Here is a 24,188-nt window from a genome sequence, read left to right as displayed (position 1 = left end):
CCATCGAACTCCACCCGGCCGTGGCTCGGGCCCACGATGCGGTCGGCGAAGCGCTTGGCGAAGTCGATCTGATGCAGGCTGACCACAGCAGTAAGGCGATCAGATTTGCAGATGCCGTGAAGCAGATTCAGCACGCCCTCGGCGGTAACCGGGTCCAGGCTGGCCACGGGTTCGTCGGCCAGCAACAGCCGTGGCTCTTGAATCAAGGCGCGCGCAATGCCTACGCGCTGCTGCTGCCCGCCCGACAGGGCATCGGCGCGCGTCAGCGCCTTGTCGATCAGCCCGACACGGTCCAGGGCGCCCAGGGCCGCCATTTTGTCGTCCCTGGACCAGGGCAGCAGTGCACGCAGGCCGTTGCGGGTGGCCAGCCTGCCCATCAACACATTGGCCAGCACTGTCTGGCGCCCAATAAGATGATGCTGCTGAAACACCATGCCGGTTCTGCGGCGATGCTCGCGCATGGTTCGCGAGTGGTTCAGCGGACGCCCCACATCATTCAGCAAGACGTCGCCCTGGGTGGGTCGAACAAGGCCGTTAAGGCTGCGCAGCAAGGTGGATTTGCCCGCGCCCGACGCACCCAGCAGAACCAGGAACTCGCCGGGGCGCACGGTCAATGAGGTAGGCTGCAGCGCCTGATATCCGTTCGAATACGTGACAGCCAGGTTCTCTGTCTGCACGAGCCATGATGGCGTAATGACGTAGCCCATTGGATTCACTCCTATACGTCGTGTTGGTCACTTGATCGAAAAAGGCCGTTAACGCCTGGCCCTGCGATCACCATGAACGACAGTATGATTAAATGGTGTGTCAGTCGTATGTAGGTTTCCCTCTAATAAATTGCCCATTCCATAGACGCCACCTATGTCAGGAGTTTCTCTTCTGGCCGCGCTCAAGGCATTTGATGCTGCGGCGCGTGCTGGTTCGATCACCACCGCCGCCGCTCAACTGGGGCTACGCCAGCCCACGGTGTCGGCCCATATCTTGAAGCTGGAGTCTGATTACGGCGTCGAACTTTTCTTCCGACAGGGCAGACGCCTGACGCTGACGGCGTTCGGCGAGGTGCTGCTTGAGCACACGCGGCGACTGTTCAGCGCCGAACACGATGCGCGTTCCCTGCTGATCGCCGCACGAACCCACTACACCGGCGCGCTGAATCTGCACGCCATTGGCCCTCACAACATCACACCGATCATCAAGGCTTATCGTTCGCATTACCCGGGCGTACAGATTTCGGTCACCGTGGGCGATTCGCAAACCATTACCGAGCGCATCCTGAATTACGAGGGAGACATCGGGCTGGTACTCAATGAAATTACTGACCCGCAGATTCATTGCCTGCTTTATCGGGAGCAGAATCTGGTTGTCTTCGCTGCGGCGTCTCATCCACTGGCGCAAGGGCGGGCGCTTGGTATCGGCGATCTGGCCGACGAAGAGTTTGTGATGCGGGAGCAGGGGTCAGGAACGCGCAAGGCCTTCGAAGAAGCACTGAAGGCTCATGGCGTCAGTATTAGAACGAGTGTGGAAATGCGTAGCCGCGAGGCGGTACGCGAGGCGGTCGCCCAAGGGTTGGGCCTGGGCGTGGTGGCCGATACCGCCTATTTGCCCGGACCGGGGCTGGTAAAACTGCAGGTAAATGGTTTTACGGCCAAAACCGTGACCCGGCTGATCTGCCGGGCCGAACGCCGGAATTCACCGCTTATTGCCAAGTTCCTGCAAACCGCACAGCAACTGAGCCTGGAACCGCCCCGCAACTGAGCCTGGGGTGATTCCCGGTCGTTTGCACTAAACGGCCGGCGGCGCTTCGCCGGCCCAGGCGCGGCGGATCAAGGCCCGAATGTCGTCTTCAACCAGTGGGCGCGGGTTCCAATAGGGGTTTTTCAGGGCCAGTTCCACGGCCTTTTCAATACCCGATTCGGGCATGCCAATGTCTTTTAGCGCACGCGGTGCCTTGATGCGCTCGGCCAGTTGCCACAGGCCGTCGGCGACATTGCCTGCACCCAGGGCACGTGCTGCGCGCCCCATGGCCTCTTGCGCATGCGGGGCGTTGTAGGCGGCGGTGTGCGGCAGCATAATGGCGTGAGTTTCGGCATGGGGCAGGTCAAAGGTGCCGCCCAATACATGGCACAACTTGTGGTGCAGCGCCATGCCGGCCGAGCCCAGGCAAATGCCGCAAAGCCAGGCGCCGTACTGTGCTTGCAGGCGGGCCTCGCGGTTTTGGGGGTCGGCCACAACGCCGGGCAAGGCCTGCGCCAATGCGCGAATGCCTTCTTCAGCCATCAGCGACACGATGGGGTTGCGATCTTGGGCGTACAGGGCTTCTACCGCGTGCGCCATCGCGTTCAGGCCGCTGGTGGCCGACAGCGCGGCGGGCAGCGAAAGGGTCAGCGACACGTCGTAGATAACGGCTTTGGGCAGTACCACGGCGTCGCGCAGGGTGGTCTTGACGCCGTTTTCAGTCTGCCCAAGTATGGGTGTCATTTCGGAGCCGGCGTAGGTGGTGGGCACGGCAATTTGCGGCAGGCCTGTGCGCAAGGCAATGGCCTTGCCCAGGCCGATGGTCGAGCCGCCGCCCAGGCCGATGACACAGTCGGCCTTTAGCGCCTGAACCTGCTGCATTGCGCGCAGGGTGACATCGACCGGCGTGTGCATGGCGGCCTCGCTGAATATGCCTGCGCATTGGTCGCCCAGCACATCGGCCACTTGCTGCGCCCATTCTGCCTGCGCCGGCGTGCTTAACACCAGGGCGCGGCCGGCCCCCAGGCGTTTGATTTCGTCGGGCAGGGCAGCCAGTTTGCCGTTGCCGAACACCACCCGTGTGGGCAGTGCCTCGTAGATGAATTCGTGGTTCATGAGTGCCCCGTCGCCTACAGCTGTTTAAGGCGGAAGTCGTAATTCAGGTAGGCATAGGGTTCGGTCATTTCGCGACCGTCCGGTGCCCTGCCGGGTTCGTGCATTTCGAATTCGCGGATCAGCGAGTTCTTGACGCCAAACACCACATCGCTGTCCAGGTACTGGTCGCCGTCGGCGAATACGTGGGTGACCAGCTTCTGGAAGCCGGGCGCTTCGATCATGAAGTGCACGTGCGCCGGGCGATAGGGATGGCGGCCTTGTGCTTCAAGCATCTGGCCCACCGGGCCGTCGTCAGGAATGGGATAGGCCACGGCGCGGACGGTCCAGCAACTGAACTGGCCCTGGTCATTGGTGTGCAGCACCCCGCGCAGTGCCAGGGAATCCAGGCGCTGCACGTCGTAAAAGCCTTCGGTGTCAGACTGCCACAGGTTGACCTTGGCATTGGCAAGGGGCCGGCCGTTCTGGTCGGACACGCTGCCTGTGATCAGCATGGGCGTGCCGGGCACCCCCTCGGTAATGTCGGCGCCCAGTTCGTATTGCTTGGCGCCCTCGACGTAGAAGGGGCCGAACACGGTGGTTTCGGTTACCCCTTCGGGCATGCGATGGTTGATGGCGTCGACCAGCATGGAAACGCCCAGGGCGTCAGACAACAGAATGAACTCCTGGCGCTTGTCGTCGCACATGTGGCCGGTGCGGGTGAGGAAGTCGATGGCGAATTCCCATTCTTCCTGGGTGGGCTCGATCTCGCGGACAAAGGCATGCAGGTGGCGGACCAGCGCCTCGCTGACCTGCCTGATGCGGGGTGTTTTACTGCCCTCAAAGCGTGAGATTACTACGTCGGTAAGTGTGTCTTCGTTCAGATCGCGCATGGGTTTCTCCTTAGTTATTTTTGTGTGTTCAAAGCGGGGGAGCCGGCAGAGAAGCCCAGTAAAATATCGAATACCTGGCTTGCATTGTCGCCGTTGCTGCCGCGCCAGCCAACGATCTGGTCGGGCCGAATCAAGGCATGGTCGGCTTCGTACAAATCGCGTGCTTGCGGCACCTGAAGCACGGTAAGGTCAAGGCCCCTGGCCTTTGCCGCGTCTTCAAATGCAGCCGCGTCATTATGGGCGCCCATGCACATCAAAGTCCAATTAAATCCAAATACATCGTATAAGGAACGGGCTTCGTCCAGCCACATATGAGGGGGGCGACCGCCCGGGCAAGCGGTGGCGGTGTACTCGTTGGCGCTGTCGGGCGGGGGCGTGGTTCCATCCGAAACAATCACCGGCGAGCCATCGTAACGGCCGCCAAAGGTGATGCCTGGAATATTGAACTCGGCACGACCGTGGGCGGCCATGTGCTGGCCCGCCACCTCGCGTGCGGCTTCGCCGGCGGGGCTGTCTTCTTCGATCTCGGGGGCGGGTTTGAACAGGCCCAGTGAGTCGGCAAACTTGCGGGCGTAACCCGTATTGCGCACGGCCAGCGGCCTGCGCTCGGCCTGATACGAATCCAGCAGGGCAGGGTGGGCCTGGCCTTTCAGTACGGCCGCCAGCTTCCAGCCCAGGTTCACGGCGTCTTCGACAGCCGTGTTGTAGCCCAGCCCGCCGGTGGGGGTGAACAGATGCGCAGCGTCGCCGCCCAAGAACACCCGGCCCTTTTGCATGCCGTCGGAAACCAGCGAGTGGCCTGCCGTCCAGGTGCCGTGCGACAGGATCTCGACCGGAATATCTTTGCCTACGCCGGCCTGGAACATGCGGCGGGCGTCGTCTTCGGTCAGCATGTTCTCGTCTTCGTCGTCTTTAAGCTGGGTATGAAAGGCAAACTCGCCCTTGCCGTCGACCGTGGCCATGAAGGCGCGGCGTTCGGGGTTGACGCAAACGTTCATCCAGGCGCGTGCGTGGGGCACAACGTTATAGAACTCGGGCGCGCGGGCGTACACGGCGTACATGCGTCCGCCCATGAAGTCGCGTTTTATGCCGGTTTCACCGGTGTAGCGAAAGCCAAGCTGTTCGCGGGTCTGGCTGCGCGGGCCGTCGGCGCCGACCATATAGGCGGCTTCGATTCGATGTTTGCGGCCGTCTTCTATCGACTCCACGTCAATAACGACCTTGTCGCCCTTGTCTTCAAAGGCGGTCATGCGCCAGCCGTAATTGATGCTGATGCCCGGCAGTTTCTGGGCCTGATTGCGCATCACCTGCTCAACATATTTTTGCGAAACGCGATGGGGCAGCTCTGCCGCGCTCCACGAGCCCGATAGCGAATGGATGCGTTTCTTGGCTTCGGCTGCAGAAGGCAGGCTGAAACGCGCCAGTTCGTGATCGGCAAAGCGGGTGAAGTAGGCGATATCGGTGGGGAAATCGTTGGGCAGGCCCAGATTACGGATTTCTTCCGAGAAGCCCAGGCGGCGGTAGTGCTCCATGCTGCGAGCCTGGGTGGCATTGGCCTGGGGGTTGAAGGCGGTGCTGGGCTTGTCGTCGACAAGCACTGCGCTGATGCCGCGGCGGCCCAGTTCGTTGGCCAACATCAGGCCGCAGGGCCCGCCTCCGACGATTGCAACTGAAACCTGAGTTGGAAGCATGAAAACATCTCCGTTGAATTGATTCTACGGATAATAGTAAGGACGACTGACTATATTGTCAAGAAGCCTCGATGTTGCGTTGACTTGAAGGGTCAAATGTTGGTTACGGCGAGTCGCCGTTCGTGGAATTGGCGTACGCCGCCAAGGCCTGCTTAAGTGCCGAGAATGCGGGTTCTTGAAGCTCGTCGGCCATGTGGCGCTCGGCATTCTGCAATGCCGTGCCGAATGCATTCAGCCAGGCCAGCCCCGCCGGCGAAAAGTAAACAATCTTGGCACGACCGTCGGCCGGGTCGGGCCGGCGCTCGACAATGCCCCCGGCCTCAAGCTGGTTGATCAGTTCGCTGACCGATTGTTTGGTAATGCCGGCCCGGCGCGCGAGCTCGGTGGCCCGGGTGCCTTCAAGATCAAGGTTTCGGGTAATAGTAATGTGGCTTAACGAAAAACCGTGATAGCCGGCCGCATCCATCTGTTGAAGAATGCGGCTTTCAAACCGTTTGATCGCATCATTAAGCAGACGCCCCACGTTATGGCGGCGCCAGTCCAGGTCGGATGCCGGAGGCGTTTGGTTCCTTGATGTTGCGACTTTCTTCATGATCAACCTACGTATTCAAGCGTTGCAGCCGATTATGCAATATCTTTTTATCCGGGGTGCGAAAGTGAGCGGGCGTTCAGGCTGCGCAAACGAAAGCGCCCGGATCTGGCCGGGCGCCCTTGCAAGCAGATGGCGGTGGGGCGCCGAAGGCCTGGCCCCCCACAACTGATTACAGACCGGGGTCTACAACGTCCTTGAAGGTTTCGAACTCGACGTTGTAAATTTCGCCGTCAACCATTTGTGAGCGGCGGATATAAACGTTTTGAACGATGTCGCGGGTTTCGGGGTGGATAGAGATGGGGCCGCGCGGGCTGGTCCAGCTCATGCCTTTCATCGCGTCAACCAATTGATCGCCGGTGGCGTTGGGGCCGGCTTTTTCGAGTGCGGCGTAGATGGCATGCATGCCGTCGTAGCCGCCCATGCTCATGAAGTTGGGGCGCATGTTGTTGGAGATCTTGCGAAAGGCCTCGACGTATTTTTTGTTCTCGGGAGAGTCGTGTGCCGCCGAGTAGTGTTGCGAAGTGACGATGTCGAGCGCCTCGGGGCCCATGCTGGGCAGAAGGTCGTCGTCAAGCACGTCGCCGGTGCCGATAAGCTGGATGCCGTCTTGACGCAGACCACGTTCGGCGAACTGCTTCATGAACGCCGTACCGGCACCCGACGGAACGAAAATGAACACGGCGTCGGGCTTGCTGTCTTTGACGCGTTGCAAGAAAGGGGCGAAGTCGGGGTTTTGCAGGGGGACGCGTAGTGAGTCAATGATCTTGCCGCCTTTGGCGGTAAATTCCTTGACAAATACTTTTTCGGAGTCGTGGCCCGGGCCGTAGTCGGAAATAACGGTAATGACCGATTTGATTTTGGATTCGGGGCGGGCGGCCCAATGAGCCAGCGGCGCGACGATTTGGGGCACGGTTTGCGAGGTGCGCACAATATACGGCGACTTGCCGACGATGGACGACGTGGCGGCGGCCATGACGACCATGGGCGTTTTTGATTGCGTGGCGACAGGCGCCGCTGCAAATGCCAGCGGAGTAAGGCCGAACCCGGCCAGCACATTGACCTTTTCTTGTACGACCAGCTCTTGAGCCAGACGGCGGGTAACTTCGGGGGCCAGGCCGGTGTCGTCTTTAAGAATGATCTGGATCTTGCGGCCGGCCACGGTGTCGCCGTGTTCTTGCATGTACAGACGGGCGGCGGTGTCGATTTGCTTGCCGGTAGAGGCGAACGGCCCGGTCATGGGCAGGATCAGCCCAATTTTAAAAGGCTCGGCAGCCTGTGCCGATGCGGCAAAGGCCAAAATGCCGGTTGCCGCCACGGTTTTCAAAAGGCGTTTCATATGTCTTCTCCAAAGTTTGTATAGGTATAGCTTTGAGTCAACCCTTTATTGATTTTCTTGCATAGCCTACACGGTAGACGAAGAAAAGTCTGCTTGGGTCTTGTTACTTATTTTGTCACATTCAGTGTACTTTGTCTCTGGTAAAAATTCGCCTTTTTCTTTCAACGGCAAGAAATATCAAAGGAAAAGAAAACCCGCTCAAAACCATGAGCGGGTCGCGATACGAATGTTCAGCACTCGGAACGTGGCATCGGCCGGGCCGGCGAAAGAGTGGGCCGGGCCGGCCTGGGCCACACTGATTGGCTAACGATGACGCCTGTGATGGTGGCGGTGCTTGTGGCTTTTGTAGTGGCGCTTGTGCACGTGGCGATGTGGCGCGCGGCTGTAATGGCGCCCTCGGTCCCAGTCGCGGCGATGGTAGCGTGGTTCTTCTGTCAGGATATTGCCCAGCAGGCCGCCCGCCGCAGCGCCGCCAATGGTGTAAAGCGGGTCGCCTTGCGAAATGACCGCGCCGGCGGCAGCGCCCAGGCCCGCGCCGATCAGCGTGTTGTCGGTTTTTCGGTCGCGGGCGGTGGCGGTGCCGGCCATGGCAAAGGCCAGGATTCCAATGGCGGTCAGGCGCGCAAATGTTAAGGGCGTTTTCATATTAATGCTCCAATCCCATTAGTTGATGATTAAAGCGTAGCCATGGCTGCGCGCACAAACAAGGTGCAAAACCGGTTTTGCAGCGTACTGAAACCAATTAGGGTTAATCAGGGGGGTTTGGTAACCACTTTGTGTCGCCAACAGCACGCAAAAGTGAAACTTCATACAGTTTGTGAACAGGTTTGAGCACGGCGCACGCGGATTGGAAAGGCAGCATGGGATGATGGGATCGCCGGATCGTGGCAAACTTTGGGCTGCGTGGCTTCGGTGAACCCGCCGAAGTATCAAAGGAGGCCTTTTGACCACGACGAAAACGAGACTACGATTTTTACCGGTATTTGTTGCGGCCTGCTTGTGCGTGGTCGGCCTGCCAGCCTACAGCGCGGCTGGGCCGGCGGCCGACACGGGCCCGGGCCTGCAGCCAGAAGACTTCAACCCGGAAGCGGGCAGCGGCTTTGCCGCCAAACAGTTGGTGCGCGCCCGACAATATATGGTGTCCACGGCAAACCCCGTGGCCACCGAAGCGGGTTACCGCGTATTGAGCCAAGGCGGCAGTGCCATGGATGCGGTCATTGCCGCGCAACTGGTGCTGGGCCTGACCGAGCCCCAGTCGTCGGGCGTGGGCGGCGGCGCATTCGCCTTGCACTACGACAATCAAACAAAAAGCCTTACCACCTTCGACGGGCGAGAAACCGCGCCGGCTGCAGCCAGGTCAGACCGCTTCATGCATCATGGCCGCCCGCTGTCGTATGGCGCGTCGGTCAACAGCGGCCTGTCAGTGGGTGTGCCGGGTGTGCCGCGCATGCTTGAACTGGCCCACCGGAAACACGGCAAACTGCCCTGGAAAAAACTGTTTGAACCCGCCATAGAGGCCGCCGAGCAGGGGTTCAAGGTATCGCCGCGCATGCATGCCCTGGTTTCCAGAAGCCCTGCCTTGGCCAACCAGAAAGCCGCGGCTGCTTATTTTTTCGACCGGCAGGGAAAACCTTGGCCGGTGGGCCATGTGCTTAAGAATCCCGAGTTTGCCCTGGTGTTGCGCGAGCTTGCAGAGCATGGTGCCGACGCTTTCTACGAAGGCGACATTGCCCGCGACATCGTCGCTGCCGTGCAGTCACATTCCAGCCCTGGCGACCTGACCCTGAGCGATATGGCGGGATATACGGCCAAGTTGCGCGACCCCTTATGCGGGCAATATCGAGCTTATGTGGTGTGCGGCATGGCTCCGCCTAGTTCGGGGGGCGTGAGCGTGTTGCAGATACTGGGCATACTGCAGTCCTTTCCGATGCATGGCTTTGCACCCAACAGCCTTGAAGCGGTGCACTATTTTTCGGAGGCCGGCCGATTGGCATATGCCGACCGCGACCATTATGTGGCCGACCCCGATTTCAATTATGTGCCTGCTCAGGCACTGATCGACCCGGTGTACCTGAAAGCCAGGGCCTCACTTGTTTCGCCGGACAGAAGCATGAAAAAAGCGCCGCCGGGCGACCCGGTTTCGCGGCTGCGACGCGCAGGGCAAAGCGCGGCCCTGGAATTGCCCTCGACCACCCACATTGTTGCGGTCGATGCCGACGGCAACGTGGTGTCCATGACCAGCAGCATCGAGTCTGCTTTTGGCAGCAAAATCTTCGTGCGGGGGTTCTTGCTGAATAATCAGCTGACCGACTTCTCGTATCGCCCCATCGACGAGAACAACCAATTGGTGGCAAACCGGGTGGAAGGGGGCAAGCGGGCGCGCAGCACCATGGCGCCCACCCTTGTTTTTCGCAACGGCAAGCCGTATATGGCCATTGGGTCCCCCGGCGGAAGCGCCATCGTCAATTACGTGGCCAAGACGCTGGTGGGCGTCATTGACTGGAACCTGGACATCCAGCAAGCCATTGCGTTGCCTAACTTCGGAAGCCGGAACCGTGAAACCGAACTTGAGCTGGGCACCGAACTGCAGGGCCTGACCGAACCGCTGCGGCGCATGGGACACGATGTCGAGCTGCGCGAGTTCCCCAGCGGCCTGCAAGGCATTGTGATCGACAAGCACGGGCTTAGTGGCGGGGCTGACCCAAGGCGCGAGGGCGCCGCCAAAGGAGACTAAAAAAAGCAATGAATTACAACTGGAACTGGTCCATATTCTGGGAGCCTTCGCCCGACGGATCGGGCACGTATCTGTATACCTTGATACGGGGCGTTTACTGGACGCTGGGTGCTTCGGCGGCTGCGTGGATGATTGCGCTGATATTCGGCGTGGTGGTGGGCGTACTGCGTACCAGCGGCATAGCTTGGGTGACGCGGTTGTGCTCGGCATACGTTGAGCTGTTTCGCAATATTCCATTGCTGGTACAGATCTTCCTTTGGTACTTTGTGGTGCCCGAGCTGGTGCCCCAGGGCCTGGGCGACATGATCAAGCAGGCCGACCCTGTCTGGAGCACCTTCTGGACAGCCGTGGTGGCGCTGGGCCTGTTTACTTCGGCGCGAATCGCCGAGCAGATTCGCGCCGGTATTGAGTCGTTGCCAAAAGGCCAAAGCATGGCGGCAACCGCCCTGGGGCTGACGCGCGTGCAGGTTTACCGTTTTGTACTGTTGCCCATTACGGCGCGCGTCATCATGCCGCCGCTGGCCTCCGAGGCGCTTAACCTGATCAAGAACTCGTCGGTTGCGTTTACCATCGGCCTGCTTGAATTGACCGGGGCCGCCCGTGCCATGCAAGAGTTCACCTTCCAGATATTCGAGTCGTTTGCCGCGGCCACAGTGCTGTATCTGGTTATTAACATTTTGGTGGTTGCGGGCATGCGCCATATAGAGCGTCGCATGCAGGTGCCCGGATACCTGGGCGCGGCAAGGTAGGGCCGGGCATGGACGGATTCGATTTCGACACCATTGTGCGCACGGCGCCTTATGTCCTTCAAGTGGGTTTGGTGTTTACGCTGAAGCTCACTGTTCTGTCCACGGCCGGCGCCATCGTGCTGGGTACCTTGCTGGCCATGATGCGCCTGTCTTCGAACCGGCTTGTGTCGGGCGTGGCGGGTTCGTACGTAAATCTGATGCGGGCGCTGCCGCTGATCCTTATTATTTTTTGGTTTTATTTTCTGGTGCCCTATATTGTGGGCTGGGTGACCCAGGCGGGCCGGCCGATTGCGGTGGGGGGCTTTACCTCGGCGCTCATCACTTTTATTTTGTTCGAGGCGGCCTACTTTTGCGAGATCATGCGTGCGGGCATTCAGTCGATACCGCGCGGGCAGGCCGACGCCGGCTATGCGCTGGGGCTTAACTACTGGCAGGTCATGGGTAAAGTGGTGTTGCCCCAGGCGTTTCGCAATATGACGCCGCTGCTGCTTACCCAGATGATCGTGGTGTTTCAAGACACGTCCCTGGTCTATGTGCTTTCACTTACCGACTTTCTGGGCGCGGCCAACAACGTGGCGCAGCGCGATGGGCGTCTGGTTGAAATGTTCATTTTCGTGGCGGTGGTTTATTTCGTCATTTCGTACACCGCGTCGCGCCTGGTCAAGGTCATCGAGCGCCGCACGGCCATCGCTCGTTAAGGAGTTTTTTCAGTGATCGAATTCAAAAATGTCAGCAAATGGTATGGGTCGTTTCAGGTCCTGAAAAACTGCACCACCACGGTCAACAAGGGCCAGGTTGTTGTGGTGTGCGGCCCTTCGGGCTCGGGCAAATCCACCTTGATCAAAACGGCCAATGCGCTTGAGCCGTTCCAAGAGGGCGAAATCTGGATCAATGGGGTGTCGGTGGGGGCGCGCGACACCAACCTGCCCAAGCTGCGTGCGCAGATCGGCATGGTGTTTCAACACTTCGAGCTGTTTCCCCATTTGTCTGTCATGCGCAACCTGACGCTGGCGCAAGTCAAGGTGTTGGGCCGTAAAGAGGCCGAAGCCAAACAACGTGCGCGTGAGCTGCTTGAAAGGGTGGGTCTAAGCGCGCATATCGAAAAGTTTCCGGGGCAGTTGTCGGGCGGGCAGCAACAGCGGGTGGCGATAGCCCGGGCGCTGGCCATGGATCCGGTGGCAATGCTGTTCGACGAGCCCACGTCGGCGCTCGACCCGGAAATGGTCAACGAGGTGCTGGATGTCATGGTTGATCTGGCCAAAGAGGGCATGACCATGATGGTGGTGACCCACGAAATGGGGTTTGCGCGCAAGGTGGCTGATCGGGTTGTGTTTATGGATGAAGGCGCGATTGTCGAAGACTGCTCCAAGGACGAGTTCTTTGGAAACCCAGAGGGGCGAACCGAGCGAGCCAAGCAGTTTTTGTCAAAGATTCTGTCGCATTCCTGATGGCTCGCAGGTTTCAACCCGGTGTACCCGTAACGGGCAGCACAATGCCGGTTATATAGCTGGAGCACACTGGCGAGGCCAGAAATACATAGGCAGGCGAGAGCTCTTCGGGTTGGGCAGGGCGGCCTAGTTTGGAGCTCTCGCCGAACTTTTCCAGCTCTTCAGGCTGACGGTCGGCGGGGTTCAGTGGTGTCCAAACGGGGCCGGGGGCTACGGCGTTAACACGGATTCCCTTGTCGGCCAGGTTCGAGGCCAACGACATGGTGAAGGCGTGTATGGCGCCTTTGCTGGCCGAGTAGTCAATCAATCGGCCCTGTCCACGCAGGCCGGTTACCGAGCCGGTGTTAATGATGCTGGAGCCCGGTTTGAAGTGGGGCAGCGCGGCCCGGGCCATATAAAAGTAGCCGTAAATGTTGGTGCGCATAGTTTCGTCGAAACGCTCGTCGGTAATGTCCCGAAGCGAGTCGGCGTGCTCCTGGAAGGCGGCGTTGTTGACCAGAATGTCGAGCCCGCCGAACGCTTCTACGGTTTCACGCACGGCGTCGCGACAAAAGGTCGGGTTTTTTACATCGCCAGGAATGGCGATGGCACGACGGCCTTCGGCTTCGACATGACGGCAGGTTTCTTTGGCGTCCTTGTGTTCATTCAAATAAATAATGGCCACGTTGGCGCCTTCGCGTGCAAATAGCACGGCCACGGCCCGGCCTATGCCCGAGTCACCGCCGGTAATCAGCGCCGACATGCCGCGCAGTTTTTCGCTGCCGCGGTAGTCGGGGGCCATGAACTGCGGCTTGGGATCAAGGTCGCTTTCGTCGCCGGGCTTTTCAAGCTTTTGGCCGGGCATGGGCGGCTCGGGGTAGTCGTGTGTGCCGGTCTGCGACGCGCTTTTAGGCTGCGAATGCTCCGAGGCCGGTTTTTGGTTGTCCAGCCGGTCTTGTTCGTCTTGCATGCGGCGCTGATTCCGGGCGGTCTGTTCAGGTTCAGGGCGGGCTGTCGGTGTGTCGTTCAACATCTTCGACTCAAACCGGGCACGGTCTTTGTGTTTATCTTTCGACATCGTCAACTCCTGGAATCGTTTGGCTACGTGGCCCTTCTTGACAGGCAAGCCGTGTGCCCTCAGGCGCTATCCCGAGCCGCGTTCGATGGCAAAGATTTGACGCCAGGCTTAACGGCGAGCTTCAAGTTTGGCGCGTCGGCGCGCCAGGTAGGCGCGGTCGTCGGCCGTCGAGAAAATAACTGCGAAGACGATGCCGATGGCCGCGCCGACGATGGTGTCCAGCACGCGCTCTACAGGCATGTTGGAGTCGGCCACGGGGGCGGCCAGGTGGGTCATGAGCAGGGCCATGGGAGTGATGGTGATCTGCCCCAGCGCGTAGTTGTAGCTGATGATGATCTCGGTGACGAACTGGAAGAGCACAATGGCTGTCAGCACCCACCAGAACGAAGGCGACTGCGCCAGAATTGCCCAGGCTATGCAGGCGCCGACCACGGTGCCCGCCATGCGTTGCAGGGCTCGATTCATGGTGATGTGTAAATGACCGCCCAGCATCACCGCTGTGGCACCAATGGCTGCCCAGGCCGGGTAGTTCCAGCCGGCCGCGTGGGCAACAAAAGCGGCGGCGGCAGCGGCGGCGGTAATGCGTGCAGCGGCAATCAGCTGGTGTCTGAATGGGGGCGAACGCAGCTTGGGCGCTGCCTCGGTACTGACGGGCTGGCTGCGCAGATGGTCTGTGGCCAGGCACACGATCACGGCCAGGCCGGCCCCCCAGGCGGTGGCCAGAGTGCGCTGGGCAATTTGCAGCCACGTGTCGACCTGGCCGCTTAACACGGCGCCCACGGCAAACACAAACAGGGTGGCGCCCGGCCCGCCCAGGCGCCAATGAGAAACGGCGATGGTGGCCAGCCCGGCACATACTGCCAACAGGCCGATCATCACCGGCATTGGCGCGCCGGCATACTGCACGACAGACGGAAAGAACACGGCCGCGACAAACAGGACGGCACTGATAGAGACAATGCTGCGCCTGCGCCGCATGGACGCAAAGCGGCCGAAAAGCGCCGCCAGGGCGCCCAGAGCGGGAAAGCCCACCAAATGAGGCCAGGACGAAAAATGCACGGTGGTTACCGCAATGAGCACGGCCAGCGCAGCCTGAAAACCGGCGACGGCGGCGTTCTGGATGGACGGCGGCGGAGCCAGCAGCAGGCTTTCGTGAAACTGTGTGGGGCGTAATAAGTCGCGAGCCGAGCGGCTGCGTGTGGGGCGCGGGCGGCGGTGTGCGGCACGCGGCGTGGGTTCTTCAGAAGAGGGAGGCTGGTGATCTGATTCGCTCATGAACAGGGGGAGACGTGCCTGGATGAACTCATGATACACGCCCGGTGTTCAGACGGGGTATGAACGAAAGTTATAGCTCTGTGACTATTTGGTGTCTTGTGGTCGGTGATTCCCTACCTATACTGAATCGATGTGGTACCGAATAATTCTTATCTTATTATAGGAAGGCGACATGAAAAAACTGGCTAAGACCGTAGGTGTGCTGTTGGCCGCGTCGTTACTGGCCCCGCTGGGTGCCGTGCATGCGGCCGACGAAATTTCAGTGGGGGTGGTGGTCAGCACCACCGGGTCAGGCGCGGTGCTGGGAATTCCCTACCGAAATGTATTCGATATTCTGCCTAAAGAAATCGCCGGACAGCCGGCCAAGTACATTGTGCTGGATGACACGTCGGACGTAACCACCGGCGTGCGCAACGCCAAGAAGCTGGGTGATGAGATGGGTGTCGACATATTGGTCGGTTCCAATTCGGTCCCGGTGACCCGCGCCTTGATGCAAGTGGCCGACGAGGCCAAGGTGCCCCTGATTTCTTTGGCCCCCATTGAGCTTGATCCGTCGCAGAACCCCTGGACTTATGGCGTACCCCAGCCCATACCGCTAATGATCAGTGCCGTGCTGCAGCACATGAAGCAGCACGGGGTAAAAAAGGTGGGTTATATCGGCTTTGCCGATGCCTGGGGCGAGGCGGTGCATCGCAGCCTGCAAGATCAAACGATTATCGACGGCTTGCAAATAACCACCGACGAGCGATACCAGCGCAACGATGTCAGCATTACCACCCAGGCGCTTAAGGTCATTGGCACCAAACCCGATGCCGTCATGGTGGGGGGCTCGGGGGCGCCGGGGGCCTTGCCTCATATTGCCCTGCGCGAGCGCGGCTTTAAGGGCACGGTCTACAACACCCACGGTTCGGTCAGTGGCGACTTCATTCGAATCGGGGGTGCAAGCGCCGAAGGCGCCGTGGCGCCGGTCGGCCCCTTCTTGTTTGCCGGCCAATTGCCTGACGACAGTGTGGTTAAGCCGGTGGCTGCCAAATACCTTGCTATGTATGACCAAGCCTATGGCAAAGAGGCGCGCAGCCCCTTTGCAGGGTATGCCTTTGACGCCTACCTGTTGATACAGGCGGCGGTACCCAGTGCGATCAAGTCAGCCAAGCCCGGTACCAGCGAGTTTCGTAGCGCCCTGCGCGGCGCGCTTGAAAACAATGTAAAAGAAGTGGTGGGTACGCAGGGCGTCTATACCATGAGCCCCCGCGACCACAACGGTCTTGATGAGCGTGCGCGTGTGCTGGTGCGCGTCAACGAGGGCAAGTGGGTGCTTGCAGACTAAGCCGGGGGCGATGTGTCAGAGACGCCCAGCCTGTGCGCGGCTTCCTGTTTGATAAGGTTGGCCACGAATCCGGCGGCGGGTGTCAGGGTACGCCAACGGCGGGACAATAAAAACAGGTCCCGTCTCCAGCAGAGCCAGGGCAGGGCGAGCCGACTAATCGTTCCTGCCTGCTCTTCTTCAGCAAACACCTCCAGGGGTAAAAAACCAATGAAGTTCTGTTGGGTGATCAGTGCCTTCGAGAACGCGATGGAAGTTGTTTCTATCTGGGGTTCAGGCGGCGGCAGGCCGCGTTCCAGAAATAGGCGGTCGAGCGTATTGCGCAACACGCCTCGTGGCGGCACCAGCACCCACGAAGCGTCCAGAAGATGCTTGTCCTGGATGGGCCCGTTTTTTACCAGCGGATGGTGGGCGCCCACGCAGGCAACAAAAAAATTGCCGCCTAAGGGTTCGCACAGCAATTCGCTGCTCGGTGCGTCTGCGTTCGAGGGCGAGCTGATGATGAAATCAAGCTCACCCAGCAACAGGCGCGGCAGTAGTTCGTGGTATAGCCCTTCGCTTACCCGCAGGTGCAGTTTGGGTCGCGACTTCAGGGCTTCGCGGGTAATGTCGGGAATAAATCGATGGTTCAGTGTAGGGGCCACGCCGATCGACACCGTGCCCATGCGGGCGCCGCTCATTTCTTGCAGGACGCTGCGGGCGGCCTCAAGTTCGCTCAAGATCAGGCTCGAGCGCCGCATCAGTTCCAGTCCCATTTCGGTGGGTGTGACACCCCTTGCCGTACGGTCCAGAAGCCTGGCGCCGGCCACCGATTCCAGCCTGCGTATTGCCTTGCTTAATGCGGGCTGCGTCACGCCCAGTTGCAGCGATGCCTGGGCGATGCTGCCCTGTCGGCAGATTTCGACGAAGTACTCAAGGTCGGCCGGATGGAGGTTCCGTATGTGCATGGCGACATCTTATTGCAACAGGAGCATGCAATGTTAGTAGAACGTTCAAAAGACAAGTGCCCGATGATTTCCGGGCGCACCGACGGCGAGCCACGCATTGCCTTTGCATCTTGCGGCACAGGCGACGAAACCATTTTCTTTCTGCACGGCATTGGTGGCAACAAAGACAACTGGACGCAGCAACTTGGCTATTTTGCAGAAAAGGGATTTCGAGCCGTGGCCTGGGACGTACGCGGTTACGGCGACTCTGACGACTACGACGGCAGCTTCAAGTTCGACGAAATCAGTGCCGATCTGGTGCGCCTCATGAGCCATCTGGGCGTATCAAAAGCGCATTTTGTGGGCCTTTCCATGGGCGGGCGCATTCTTATGGATTTTGCGTACCGCCACCCCAGCCACGTACGAAGCCTGGTTATTTGCGCAGCTTTTCCCAGCTTTGGCAAGGCGTTAAGCGCCGAACAGCGTGAAGACTACTTGCGGCTCAGAAAGCGCCCCTTGCTTGAGGGGCGGACGTTCGCCGAGTTGGCTCCCGAGCTTATTGCCTCGCTGGCCGGGCCCGATGCACAGGAATCGGTCCGTCAGGCGCTGGGCGACAGTATCCGCCGCTTGCGAAAAGACTCATACCTTAAGGCGCTCGAGGCGGCCGCATACTTTGACCGCAGCACCGAGGTGCAAGCCATCCGGGCGCCCACCCTGCTGCTGTACGGCGAGGGCGACAGGTTGACGCCGCCGGACATGGGGCGGCAGGTGGCCGCATTAATGCCGCACGCGCAGATGCACATCATCAAGCGCTGCGGCCACTTGATGAACCTGGAGGCGCCCGACGCGTTCAACCAGGTTGTGCATCAGTTCATCAGCAAGGAGCAGCATCATGAATGAAGTGTCGGTATTGGTGGTGGGGGGCGCCTCGGTCGGTTTGTCAATGGCTGCCGAGCTGGGCTGGCGCGGGGTTCGCACGTTGCTGGTCGAGCAGCGAACCGAAGTCAATCCGCACCCTCGCGCCAATGCGGTGGGTAATCGCACCATGGAGTATTTTCGTCGATGGGGTGTAGATAAAGCCGTAACCGGCAAAGGTATTCCGGCGGATTACCCGGCCGATTACCACTGGGTCAGCAGCATGCACGGGCATCATCTGCACCGGCTTTCGTTACTGTCGTATGCCGAGCTCGAAAAGGCGCGCAACAGCGGCGTGGCCGACCCCATGGCCGAAATGTACTGGTCTCCGTACCTTAAAACCATTGTGGGCCAACAGCATGTCGAGCGGGCGCTAAAGGATTACGTGCAAACGCTGGATACGGTCGATGCGCGATTCGGCTGGAGCCTGTGTGATTTTGAGCAGGATTCCGACGGCGTGCTGGCCGTGATCGAGTGCTTGGAAGACGGCCGGGTCGAACGCGTGCGCTGCGACTACATGGTGGGCTGCGATGGCGGGCGCTCGCTGGTGCGCAGCCAATTGGGCGTCGAGATGTCGGGTCGAAGCGGCATGGCGCGGTTCGTTTCGATTTATTTTCGGTGTCCCGACCTGATGCAGGTTCACCCGTTCGGACACGGCAATATTTACTTCCCGCTGCGCAAAGAGTACAGCGGCTTTTTGCTGAACTGGGACGGCGGAACCTTATGGACCTACCACCTTATTCTGCCTGAAGGGGTCGACTGGAAAACGGTGGATGCACAAGCGGCCGTGTGGGCACTGCTGGGCAAACAGGTACCGGTGGAAATCATCGAGACGCAACCGTGGACGGCCCATGCCCTGGTGGCTGACCAGTACCGCGTGGGCCGTGTTTTCTTGGCCGGCGATGCGGCGCACAAATTTACCCCGACAGGCGGTCTGGGCATGAACACCGGCGTGGGCGACGCGGTTGAGCTGGGCTGGAAACTTGAAGCCGTACTAAAAGGGTGGGCGCCGCCCGAGCTGCTTTCAACCTATCACACCGAAAGGCATCCGATAGGCGTTCGAAACACTCTGGAGGCGGCCGACAACTTCGATAAGCTGTATTCGGTCATGCAATACGGCGAAGAGCTGGACCGCGACGACGCACAGGGCGAGCAACTACGCGAAACCCTGAGGCAAGAGCTTCAGCGTCAGGAAAAGATTCTGGCCTCTTCGGGTGTGCTGTTGGGTTATCGGTATTCCGACACCCCCATATGTATTCCCGATGGAACCGAAGAGCCTCTGGACGACCCACGGCGCTACACGCCAACCGCCCGACCGGGGCATCGTGCCCCGCATGTTTGGCTAACGCCCGATTGCTCCATATTAGATGTACTGGGCTCGGGTTTTACCTTGCTGGATTTTACCGGCACCGATGCCGGCTCGGTCTGGGCCAAAAGTGCAGCAACAATCAGCGTGCCGCTTAAAGTGGTTGCTGTTCGGCATGAGGGGGCACACGCGCTGTACGGTGCCGACTTGGTGCTGGTGCGCCCCGACATGATGGTGGCGTGGCGCGGGGGGCGCGAGCAAGACCCTGTTTCCATTCTGGAAAGGGCCAGCGGTCGGACCATGGCCGGCGCGGCCTAAGGCATTCCAGACGAAGCGAGGTATCATCTCGTTTTCAAGGTAGATACATGTCTTCGTCGCGGCCGTCTTCAGTTTGGTGGGATGTACTTATTACTGCAGTGGGCCCCATTCTTTGGGGCTCGACTTATATCGTCACCACCGAAATCCTTCCCCCCGACCGTCCGTTCATTGCCGCCGTGCTGCGCATCTTGCCCGCCGGCCTCATACTCATTCTGTACACCCGCTGCGTTCCCCCGCGAAAAGAGTGGGGGCGTACGCTGATCCTGGCGGCGTTGAACCTGGGGTTCTTTCAGGCCATGCTGTTTGTTGCAGCTTACCGGCTTCCGGGCGGGCTTGCGTCGGTGGTAGGGGCGATTCAGCCTTTGCTGATTATGGGCATTGTCTGGGCGGTAGACCGAATTCAGCCGGTCCGGCTGGCAGTTTGGGCCGCGATAATGGGGGTGGCGGGCATGGCGGCGCTGCTGCTTTCGCCCAGCTCAGCATGGGACCCAATTGGCGTGGCCGCCGCAATGGCCGGCGCTTTGGGCATGGCAGTCGGCACCTACCTGACCCGGCGCTGGGGTACCAGCCTGCCCATTCTGGGTTTTACCGGCTGGCAGTTGTTTCTGGCGGGTCTCATGATCGTGCCTGCCGCCCTGGTGTTCGACCCGCCGCTCGAATCCGTTACCTTGCTGCAGGCATCTGGTTACGCCTATCTTTGCCTGGGCGGCGCCTTGCTGGCGTATTTTTTATGGTTCAGGGGGCTTGCGCGGTTGTCTCCTGTGGCGGTGTCGTCCTTGAATCTGCTTAGCCCGGTAACGGCTGTAATCCTTGGGTGGGTGCTGCTGGGTCAGAGCATCACGGGGCTGCCGATGGTGGGAATGGTGGCCGTGCTGGCCAGTATCCTGTTGGTGCAGTGGGCAAGCAACCGGCGTCTGCCCTGATCGGCTCGCGGCCTGCCTCTGCGCCCTTGTGCAATGCAGGCGCGCACGGGTTGGCGGGCGCCGGTGCGCCCTGTTTATTACTGGTCCAGAATGGGTACGAACCCGCCGAAGATCATGCGTTTGCCGTCAAAGCACATGCTCTCGCCCAATTCTTTCATGCGCGGGTCGTTCATCATTTTGTCCTGCACCTGGGTGCGCACCTCTTTCGAGGGGTATTCAAACCAGCTGAACACCACTTTTTCGTCGTCTTTGGCTTGCACTGCACGCCGAAAATCGGTCTGCTTGCCATCGGGTACGTCGTCTTCCCAACACTCGACGAAACGGGTAATGCCAAACTCCTTGAACAGGGGCGCGGCCTTGGCCGCCATGTCGCGATACGCCTCTTTGTTGGCGGCCGGTACAGCCACCACGAATCCTTCAACGTAATTCATGCTTGGTCTCCCAGTATGTGGAAATCGTCACTTGACGGTCAATGTTGATGTCAACATTTTTAAACCACCCATGTCAAAGAGAATTTCATTTGATAACTTCCCCAGGTGCGCGACGCCTGCCGGTGCTTGCACGCCCGCAGTGCGCAGGTACGCAGGGGCAACGTTCAGGGCAAGGGTTGGTGTGACCAGCGCGGTGTACTAATCAAGCACCGTAAAGTAGCCGACCAGCATCACGGCAATATATAAAACGGGGTACACGTAAAGCATCTGCCGGTTAAACGCCAACGCACCGTGCGGTTTCTGCATGCTGATCAGACCTGCGATAAAGCATGAGGTAATCAGCGAAAAACTCAGCATGATGATGGTGCCGTTGAACAGCAGATCTGACAGGGTCAGGTAATGCACCACGGGCAACTCGCGGTCAAGCACAAACTTCAAGGCGATGGTTGTCAGCATTAAAGTAATGGTGCCGCCAATTCTTGGCGACGAGTACGGCGGCAACTGAACAAAGTTCAGCCACAACAGGCCCCACGAAACCAGCCCTATTACGGTCAGGGGCAACAGAATCTTGTGCACGCCGTCAATAAAATCGTGTTCCACCACGATTTGCAGGTTGATTTGCGGAAACTGCTGCTCGGGCTGGTCGGGGCGAACCACGGTCGAGGTACGCCACTTGATGCTGGTCGGCGTCCAGTTGCCATGCAGTACATCGTCTACCGCCGCCATACTTTCACTGGGGCTAAGGTGTGTCAGCCTGAACTGCATCTGGCTTTCGTCCATGGCGACGCTTGAAATGCTTAACCCCAAGGTCAAGCGCCCAAACGGAAAGTGAATGAGCTCGCCCGTAAAGCGGGGCGTACCCGTGAACTTCTGACGCAGCACCACGGTTCCATCCGGGTAGATGGCCAGCGAATGCACCGCATTCGAAGTAATGCCTTTCTCGCCGCTTATATCCAAAATGGGGTGCCAGATTGAATCCACGAACCGTTCGGCCCGTTTACCCATCCACACTTGCGGGCGTCGGTTCTCGTCGGGCGGGGTAAAGGCAAGGCGCGGGTCTATCCAGCGCATGACAAGGTTGGCGGTAATGTCATAAGTACCGGTACCCAACTGAATGTCGTTGATATCTTCCAGGTACAGATAGGTGTGGACAATCGTTGGCTCGTTCCCGTGCGGAGGATCAATATCAGCCCGTGCCGTCCCCAACAGGCATGCAAATAGCAGCAGGCCTAAAAAGCATTTCCACAGTTGTGCGAACCCTGTCATGGTTGGACCATCCACTGTTTTCGATGCCGCATTGTATTCGAGGGCTACCGGTGGCGTGGTTCTACCCTGTGGCTCGCATTTTGAGCTTTAGCCGCCGGCGTTGTCCTACCCGTCTGCAAGGGCGCTTACTTTCCCCGTTTTCCTGATCTCGTAGCTATGCAGAAAACGAATAATGCCTATAGGCAAACGGTGCTATGCGAATAGCGCGGGGGTTCGTACACTGAATTCCTTTCTCAATATGGCGGTAGGGCTTCTTGTGGCCGCCGCCGAACCCAATACGGTTGCTTAGCTTATGACGCGTACAGACGCTACCGGATATCTTCCGCCTGATCAGGTCAGGTGCATTGCCGTGCTTGGAATGGGTTCGGTCGGCGCCAGTTGGGCGGCCCTGTTCCTGGCCCATGGGCTGCAGGTATTGGCATACGACCCGGCTCCGCAGGCCCAGGCCCGGGCCCGTGAGTTCATCTTGAACGCCTGGCCCGCGCTACGCAGCCTGGGCCTGGCAAAGCACGAACAGCCCAATCTTGATCAACTGCGGTTTGTGGCCACAGCGGCCGACGCGGCACGTGGGGCACAGGTCATTCAAGAAAACCTGCCCGAGAAACTCGATATCAAAGATGCGGTGCTTATCGAAGTCGACGCGGCGGCCTCAAGCGAAAAAATCATACTGTCGAGCACCGGCGGCATTCCGCCCACACGCATGCAGGCCAAGCTGAGGCATCCTGAGCGGTTGGTGGTGTTGCACCCATTCAACCCCGCGCACCTGATACCGCTGGTCGAGGTTGTAGGCGGCGAGCATACCTTGCCGCAAGTAACGCAATGGGCCATGGGCTTTGCCACCAGCCTGGGCAAGCACCCAATACTGCTGCATACCGAAGCCAGCGGTCATATGACCAATCGCCTGCAGTTTGCGCTGGTGCGCGAAGCCGTAAACTGCCTGCTTGAAGGCGTGGCCGACGCAAAGGACATCGACGCGGCAGTGCGTTACGGCCTGGCGCCGCGCTGGGCGCTGATGGGCGGCCTGATGACCCTGAACCTGGCCGGTGGGCCGGGTGGCATGCGAGGCATCCTTGAGCACGCCGGGCCGGCCATTCAGCAATGGTGGAAGCCGGGCCCTGAGCCTAAGTTTACCGCCGAGGTGGTTGACCGGCTGGTCGAGGCTGCCAGGCAGGTTTCGGCCGACCGTCCCATCGATGAATGGGTACAGTGGCGAGACCAGTCGCTGGTCGAAGTGCTGGCCCTGCAGAATTCGGTCAATGCCACGGTGCCCGGCAGGGCATCCGCCACCCCGACCGGCAATATCAATACCCTTATCAAGGAAGCAAACCATGACTGACAACGCGAGCCCGGCTGCCCCATGGCCGGTTAGCCTGCCTGCGTGCCTGGACGTTTCGCGCAGGGGCAATATCGCAGTGCTTACGTTGAATCGCGCCGCCAAACGCAACGCGCTCAGCGACGAGCTGGTGCTGGGCATGCAGGTGTTCTTTTCCAGTATTCCGTCCGACGTGCAAGGCGTCGTCATGCAAGGCGCCGGCGACGACTTCTGCGCCGGCCTGGACTTGAACGAACTGAAAGAGACCACCACGGCCGAAAGCTTCGAGACGTCGGTCATCGGGCAGCGGCTGAACGACAGCATTCAATTTTGCAAAGTACCGGTTATTGCGGTGCTGCACGGTGCGGTGATTGGCGGCGGGCTCGAGCTGGCCGCGGCGGCTCATATACGAGTGGCTGAAAGCACTGCCTATTACGCCTTGCCCGAAGGCACGCGCGGCATCTTCCTTGGCTCGGGTGGGTCGGTTCGCCTGCCTCGCTTGATCGGCGCGGCCACCGTCATGGACATGATGCTTTCGGGCCGCGTCTACGAGGCACAAGAAGCACACACGTTGTTGCGCCTTAGCCAGTATTTGGTCGAGCCGGGCCAGGGGCTTGAAAAGGCGGTGGAACTGGCCGCCAAAATTGCGCGCAACGCGCCTTTGGCCAACTTTGCCATCATTCAATCCATCCCGCGCATCATCGAGCAGGACCCCCAGGCGGGCCTATTTACCGAGATGCTGATGGTCGGGGTGGCGCAGGGCGACGAAGAGGCCAAGGCCCGCTTGCGCGATTTTCTTGAACGCAAGGCCGGCAAGGTGGTGCGCGGCTAAGCCGCAGCCGTGCAATAGGTAAAGAACGGGCGCT

Annotated in this window: 23 protein-coding genes; 11 read left to right on the top strand and 12 right to left on the bottom strand. The window is 59.8% G+C overall.

Features of this window, described 5'->3' with window-relative positions; all coding sequences use genetic code 11:
• The coding region (gene phnC, locus VL003_RS07920) for a phosphonate ABC transporter ATP-binding protein (protein WP_325441291.1) at nucleotides 1-707 on the bottom strand (707 nt) is incomplete at its 3' end.
• A 154-nt stretch (nucleotides 708-861) separates the two neighbouring features.
• On the opposite strand from phnC, the gene VL003_RS07915 reads away from it, so the two are divergent.
• Nucleotides 862-1,755, top strand: a complete 894-nt coding sequence (locus VL003_RS07915) for a LysR substrate-binding domain-containing protein (protein ID WP_325441289.1) — start codon at nucleotides 862-864, stop codon at nucleotides 1,753-1,755.
• 27 nt (nucleotides 1,756-1,782) lie between these two features.
• On the opposite strand, the gene VL003_RS07910 is transcribed toward VL003_RS07915, so the two are convergent.
• The 6 genes from VL003_RS07910 to VL003_RS07885 all read right to left on the bottom strand — a co-directional run bounded on the left by VL003_RS07910 (nucleotide 1,783) and on the right by VL003_RS07885 (nucleotide 7,983).
• On the bottom strand, nucleotides 1,783-2,850 hold the full coding sequence (locus VL003_RS07910; protein WP_325441287.1) for a maleylacetate reductase: 1,068 nt from the start codon (nucleotides 2,848-2,850) through the stop codon (nucleotides 1,783-1,785).
• Nucleotides 2,851-2,864: 14 nt separating this feature from the next.
• Nucleotides 2,865-3,719, bottom strand: coding sequence for an intradiol ring-cleavage dioxygenase (locus tag VL003_RS07905; protein ID WP_325441285.1), 855 nt, complete (start codon nucleotides 3,717-3,719; stop codon nucleotides 2,865-2,867).
• A gap of 14 nt (nucleotides 3,720-3,733) precedes the next feature.
• Nucleotides 3,734-5,410 carry an FAD-dependent oxidoreductase gene (locus VL003_RS07900; protein WP_325441283.1) on the bottom strand — a complete coding sequence of 559 codons (1,677 nt, stop codon included), beginning with the start codon at nucleotides 5,408-5,410 and terminating at the stop codon, nucleotides 3,734-3,736.
• Between the two features lie 103 nt (nucleotides 5,411-5,513).
• On the bottom strand, nucleotides 5,514-6,002 hold the full coding sequence (locus VL003_RS07895; RefSeq protein ID WP_325441281.1) for a MarR family winged helix-turn-helix transcriptional regulator: 489 nt from the start codon (nucleotides 6,000-6,002) through the stop codon (nucleotides 5,514-5,516).
• A 169-nt stretch (nucleotides 6,003-6,171) separates the two neighbouring features.
• Nucleotides 6,172-7,338, bottom strand: coding sequence for an ABC transporter substrate-binding protein (locus tag VL003_RS07890; RefSeq protein ID WP_325441279.1), 1,167 nt, complete (start codon nucleotides 7,336-7,338; stop codon nucleotides 6,172-6,174).
• A 303-nt stretch (nucleotides 7,339-7,641) separates the two neighbouring features.
• On the bottom strand, nucleotides 7,642-7,983 hold the full coding sequence (locus tag VL003_RS07885) for a hypothetical protein (protein WP_325441277.1): 342 nt from the start codon (nucleotides 7,981-7,983) through the stop codon (nucleotides 7,642-7,644).
• 367 nt (nucleotides 7,984-8,350) lie between these two features.
• Between VL003_RS07885 and ggt the strand changes: the two genes are divergently transcribed.
• From ggt to VL003_RS07865, 4 genes are read left to right on the top strand one after another with little or no spacing between them, the layout of a single operon-like run.
• Nucleotides 8,351-10,072, top strand: coding sequence for a gamma-glutamyltransferase (gene ggt / locus VL003_RS07880; RefSeq protein ID WP_325441295.1), 1,722 nt, complete (start codon nucleotides 8,351-8,353; stop codon nucleotides 10,070-10,072).
• 8 nt (nucleotides 10,073-10,080) lie between these two features.
• Nucleotides 10,081-10,821 carry an amino acid ABC transporter permease gene (locus VL003_RS07875; RefSeq protein WP_325441275.1) on the top strand — a complete coding sequence of 247 codons (741 nt, stop codon included), beginning with the start codon at nucleotides 10,081-10,083 and terminating at the stop codon, nucleotides 10,819-10,821.
• 8 nt (nucleotides 10,822-10,829) lie between these two features.
• Nucleotides 10,830-11,519, top strand: a complete 690-nt coding sequence (locus tag VL003_RS07870) for an amino acid ABC transporter permease (RefSeq protein WP_325441273.1) — start codon at nucleotides 10,830-10,832, stop codon at nucleotides 11,517-11,519.
• Nucleotides 11,520-11,531: 12 nt separating this feature from the next.
• A complete protein-coding gene (locus tag VL003_RS07865; protein ID WP_325441271.1) occupies nucleotides 11,532-12,269 on the top strand; it encodes an amino acid ABC transporter ATP-binding protein in 738 nt (245 codons plus the stop codon).
• A 13-nt stretch (nucleotides 12,270-12,282) separates the two neighbouring features.
• Here the strand turns inward: VL003_RS07865 and VL003_RS07860 are convergent, their stop codons facing one another.
• Complete coding sequence (locus VL003_RS07860; RefSeq protein ID WP_325441293.1) at nucleotides 12,283-13,281, bottom strand: SDR family oxidoreductase; 999 nt, start codon at nucleotides 13,279-13,281, stop codon at nucleotides 12,283-12,285.
• Between the two features lie 153 nt (nucleotides 13,282-13,434).
• Complete coding sequence (locus VL003_RS07855) at nucleotides 13,435-14,601, bottom strand: FUSC family protein (protein WP_325441269.1); 1,167 nt, start codon at nucleotides 14,599-14,601, stop codon at nucleotides 13,435-13,437.
• A gap of 172 nt (nucleotides 14,602-14,773) precedes the next feature.
• Here VL003_RS07855 and VL003_RS07850 point away from each other — a divergent pair, with 172 nt between their 5' ends.
• Nucleotides 14,774-15,928 carry an ABC transporter substrate-binding protein gene (locus VL003_RS07850; RefSeq protein WP_325441267.1) on the top strand — a complete coding sequence of 385 codons (1,155 nt, stop codon included), beginning with the start codon at nucleotides 14,774-14,776 and terminating at the stop codon, nucleotides 15,926-15,928.
• Here the strand turns inward: VL003_RS07850 and VL003_RS07845 are convergent.
• Nucleotides 15,925-16,872 carry a LysR family transcriptional regulator gene (locus VL003_RS07845; protein WP_325441265.1) on the bottom strand — a complete coding sequence of 316 codons (948 nt, stop codon included), beginning with the start codon at nucleotides 16,870-16,872 and terminating at the stop codon, nucleotides 15,925-15,927. The two genes, VL003_RS07850 and VL003_RS07845, sit on opposite strands and share 4 nt — an antisense overlap.
• A 30-nt stretch (nucleotides 16,873-16,902) precedes the next feature.
• Between VL003_RS07845 and VL003_RS07840 the strand changes: the two genes are divergently transcribed.
• Genes VL003_RS07840 through VL003_RS07830 form a run of 3 tightly spaced genes read left to right on the top strand, consistent with a single transcriptional unit; the run spans nucleotide 16,903 to nucleotide 20,313 of the window.
• The gene (locus VL003_RS07840) at nucleotides 16,903-17,751 is read left to right on the top strand and encodes an alpha/beta fold hydrolase (protein WP_325441263.1); all 849 of its coding nucleotides are present in this window, start codon (nucleotides 16,903-16,905) and stop codon (nucleotides 17,749-17,751) included.
• The gene (locus VL003_RS07835) at nucleotides 17,744-19,390 is read left to right on the top strand and encodes an FAD-dependent monooxygenase (protein ID WP_325441261.1); all 1,647 of its coding nucleotides are present in this window, start codon (nucleotides 17,744-17,746) and stop codon (nucleotides 19,388-19,390) included. Before VL003_RS07840 ends, VL003_RS07835 begins: the two co-directional genes overlap by 8 nt.
• A gap of 47 nt (nucleotides 19,391-19,437) precedes the next feature.
• Nucleotides 19,438-20,313 (top strand): EamA family transporter, encoded by an 876-nt coding sequence (locus tag VL003_RS07830; protein WP_325441259.1) that lies wholly within the window; start codon nucleotides 19,438-19,440, stop codon nucleotides 20,311-20,313.
• A 77-nt stretch (nucleotides 20,314-20,390) separates the two neighbouring features.
• On the opposite strand, the gene VL003_RS07825 is transcribed toward VL003_RS07830, so the two are convergent.
• Both VL003_RS07825 and VL003_RS07820 read right to left on the bottom strand, forming a co-directional pair.
• Complete coding sequence (locus VL003_RS07825; RefSeq protein WP_325441257.1) at nucleotides 20,391-20,744, bottom strand: DUF1428 domain-containing protein; 354 nt, start codon at nucleotides 20,742-20,744, stop codon at nucleotides 20,391-20,393.
• Between the two features lie 198 nt (nucleotides 20,745-20,942).
• Nucleotides 20,943-22,010 (bottom strand): ligand-gated ion channel, encoded by a 1,068-nt coding sequence (locus tag VL003_RS07820; RefSeq protein ID WP_325441255.1) that lies wholly within the window; start codon nucleotides 22,008-22,010, stop codon nucleotides 20,943-20,945.
• Nucleotides 22,011-22,302: 292 nt separating this feature from the next.
• Here VL003_RS07820 and VL003_RS07815 point away from each other — a divergent pair, with 292 nt between their 5' ends.
• Together VL003_RS07815 and VL003_RS07810 are read left to right on the top strand one after the other, a co-directional pair.
• Nucleotides 22,303-23,346: a 3-hydroxyacyl-CoA dehydrogenase NAD-binding domain-containing protein gene (locus tag VL003_RS07815; RefSeq protein ID WP_325441253.1), complete on the top strand. Its 1,044-nt coding sequence runs from the start codon at nucleotides 22,303-22,305 to the stop codon at nucleotides 23,344-23,346.
• Entirely contained in the window at nucleotides 23,339-24,154 is an 816-nt protein-coding gene (locus VL003_RS07810; protein WP_325441251.1) for a crotonase/enoyl-CoA hydratase family protein, read from the top strand. Before VL003_RS07815 ends, VL003_RS07810 begins: the two co-directional genes overlap by 8 nt.
• The last annotated feature ends 34 nt before the right edge of the window (nucleotides 24,155-24,188 follow it).

The organism is Pusillimonas sp. (genome assembly GCF_035515275.1).
Classification (GTDB): Bacteria; Pseudomonadota; Gammaproteobacteria; order Burkholderiales; family Burkholderiaceae_B; genus Pusillimonas.
Note: the sequence above shows the minus strand (reverse complement) of the source record. Positions and strands in the feature narration are given on the sequence as shown.

Bases quoted from the DNA above. Each gene is read 5' to 3' on its own strand.
- VL003_RS07915 (WP_325441289.1), top strand. From the start codon at position 862: ATGTCAGGAGTTTCTCTTCTGGCCGCGCTCAAGGCATTTGATGCTGCG.
- VL003_RS07910 (WP_325441287.1), bottom strand. From the start codon at position 2,850: ATGAACCACGAATTCATCTACGAGGCACTGCCCACACGGGTGGTGTTC.
- VL003_RS07905 (WP_325441285.1), bottom strand. From the start codon at position 3,719: ATGCGCGATCTGAACGAAGACACACTTACCGACGTAGTAATCTCACGC.
- VL003_RS07900 (WP_325441283.1), bottom strand. From the start codon at position 5,410: ATGCTTCCAACTCAGGTTTCAGTTGCAATCGTCGGAGGCGGGCCCTGC.
- VL003_RS07895 (WP_325441281.1), bottom strand. From the start codon at position 6,002: ATGAAGAAAGTCGCAACATCAAGGAACCAAACGCCTCCGGCATCCGAC.
- VL003_RS07890 (WP_325441279.1), bottom strand. From the start codon at position 7,338: ATGAAACGCCTTTTGAAAACCGTGGCGGCAACCGGCATTTTGGCCTTT.
- VL003_RS07885 (WP_325441277.1), bottom strand. From the start codon at position 7,983: ATGAAAACGCCCTTAACATTTGCGCGCCTGACCGCCATTGGAATCCTG.
- VL003_RS07875 (WP_325441275.1), top strand. From the start codon at position 10,081: ATGAATTACAACTGGAACTGGTCCATATTCTGGGAGCCTTCGCCCGAC.
- VL003_RS07870 (WP_325441273.1), top strand. From the start codon at position 10,830: ATGGACGGATTCGATTTCGACACCATTGTGCGCACGGCGCCTTATGTC.
- VL003_RS07860 (WP_325441293.1), bottom strand. From the start codon at position 13,281: ATGTTGAACGACACACCGACAGCCCGCCCTGAACCTGAACAGACCGCC.
- VL003_RS07855 (WP_325441269.1), bottom strand. From the start codon at position 14,601: ATGAGCGAATCAGATCACCAGCCTCCCTCTTCTGAAGAACCCACGCCG.
- VL003_RS07850 (WP_325441267.1), top strand. From the start codon at position 14,774: ATGAAAAAACTGGCTAAGACCGTAGGTGTGCTGTTGGCCGCGTCGTTA.
- VL003_RS07845 (WP_325441265.1), bottom strand. From the start codon at position 16,872: ATGCACATACGGAACCTCCATCCGGCCGACCTTGAGTACTTCGTCGAA.
- VL003_RS07840 (WP_325441263.1), top strand. From the start codon at position 16,903: ATGTTAGTAGAACGTTCAAAAGACAAGTGCCCGATGATTTCCGGGCGC.
- VL003_RS07835 (WP_325441261.1), top strand. From the start codon at position 17,744: ATGAATGAAGTGTCGGTATTGGTGGTGGGGGGCGCCTCGGTCGGTTTG.
- VL003_RS07830 (WP_325441259.1), top strand. From the start codon at position 19,438: ATGTCTTCGTCGCGGCCGTCTTCAGTTTGGTGGGATGTACTTATTACT.
- VL003_RS07825 (WP_325441257.1), bottom strand. From the start codon at position 20,744: ATGAATTACGTTGAAGGATTCGTGGTGGCTGTACCGGCCGCCAACAAA.
- VL003_RS07820 (WP_325441255.1), bottom strand. From the start codon at position 22,010: ATGACAGGGTTCGCACAACTGTGGAAATGCTTTTTAGGCCTGCTGCTA.
- VL003_RS07815 (WP_325441253.1), top strand. From the start codon at position 22,303: ATGACGCGTACAGACGCTACCGGATATCTTCCGCCTGATCAGGTCAGG.
- VL003_RS07810 (WP_325441251.1), top strand. From the start codon at position 23,339: ATGACTGACAACGCGAGCCCGGCTGCCCCATGGCCGGTTAGCCTGCCT.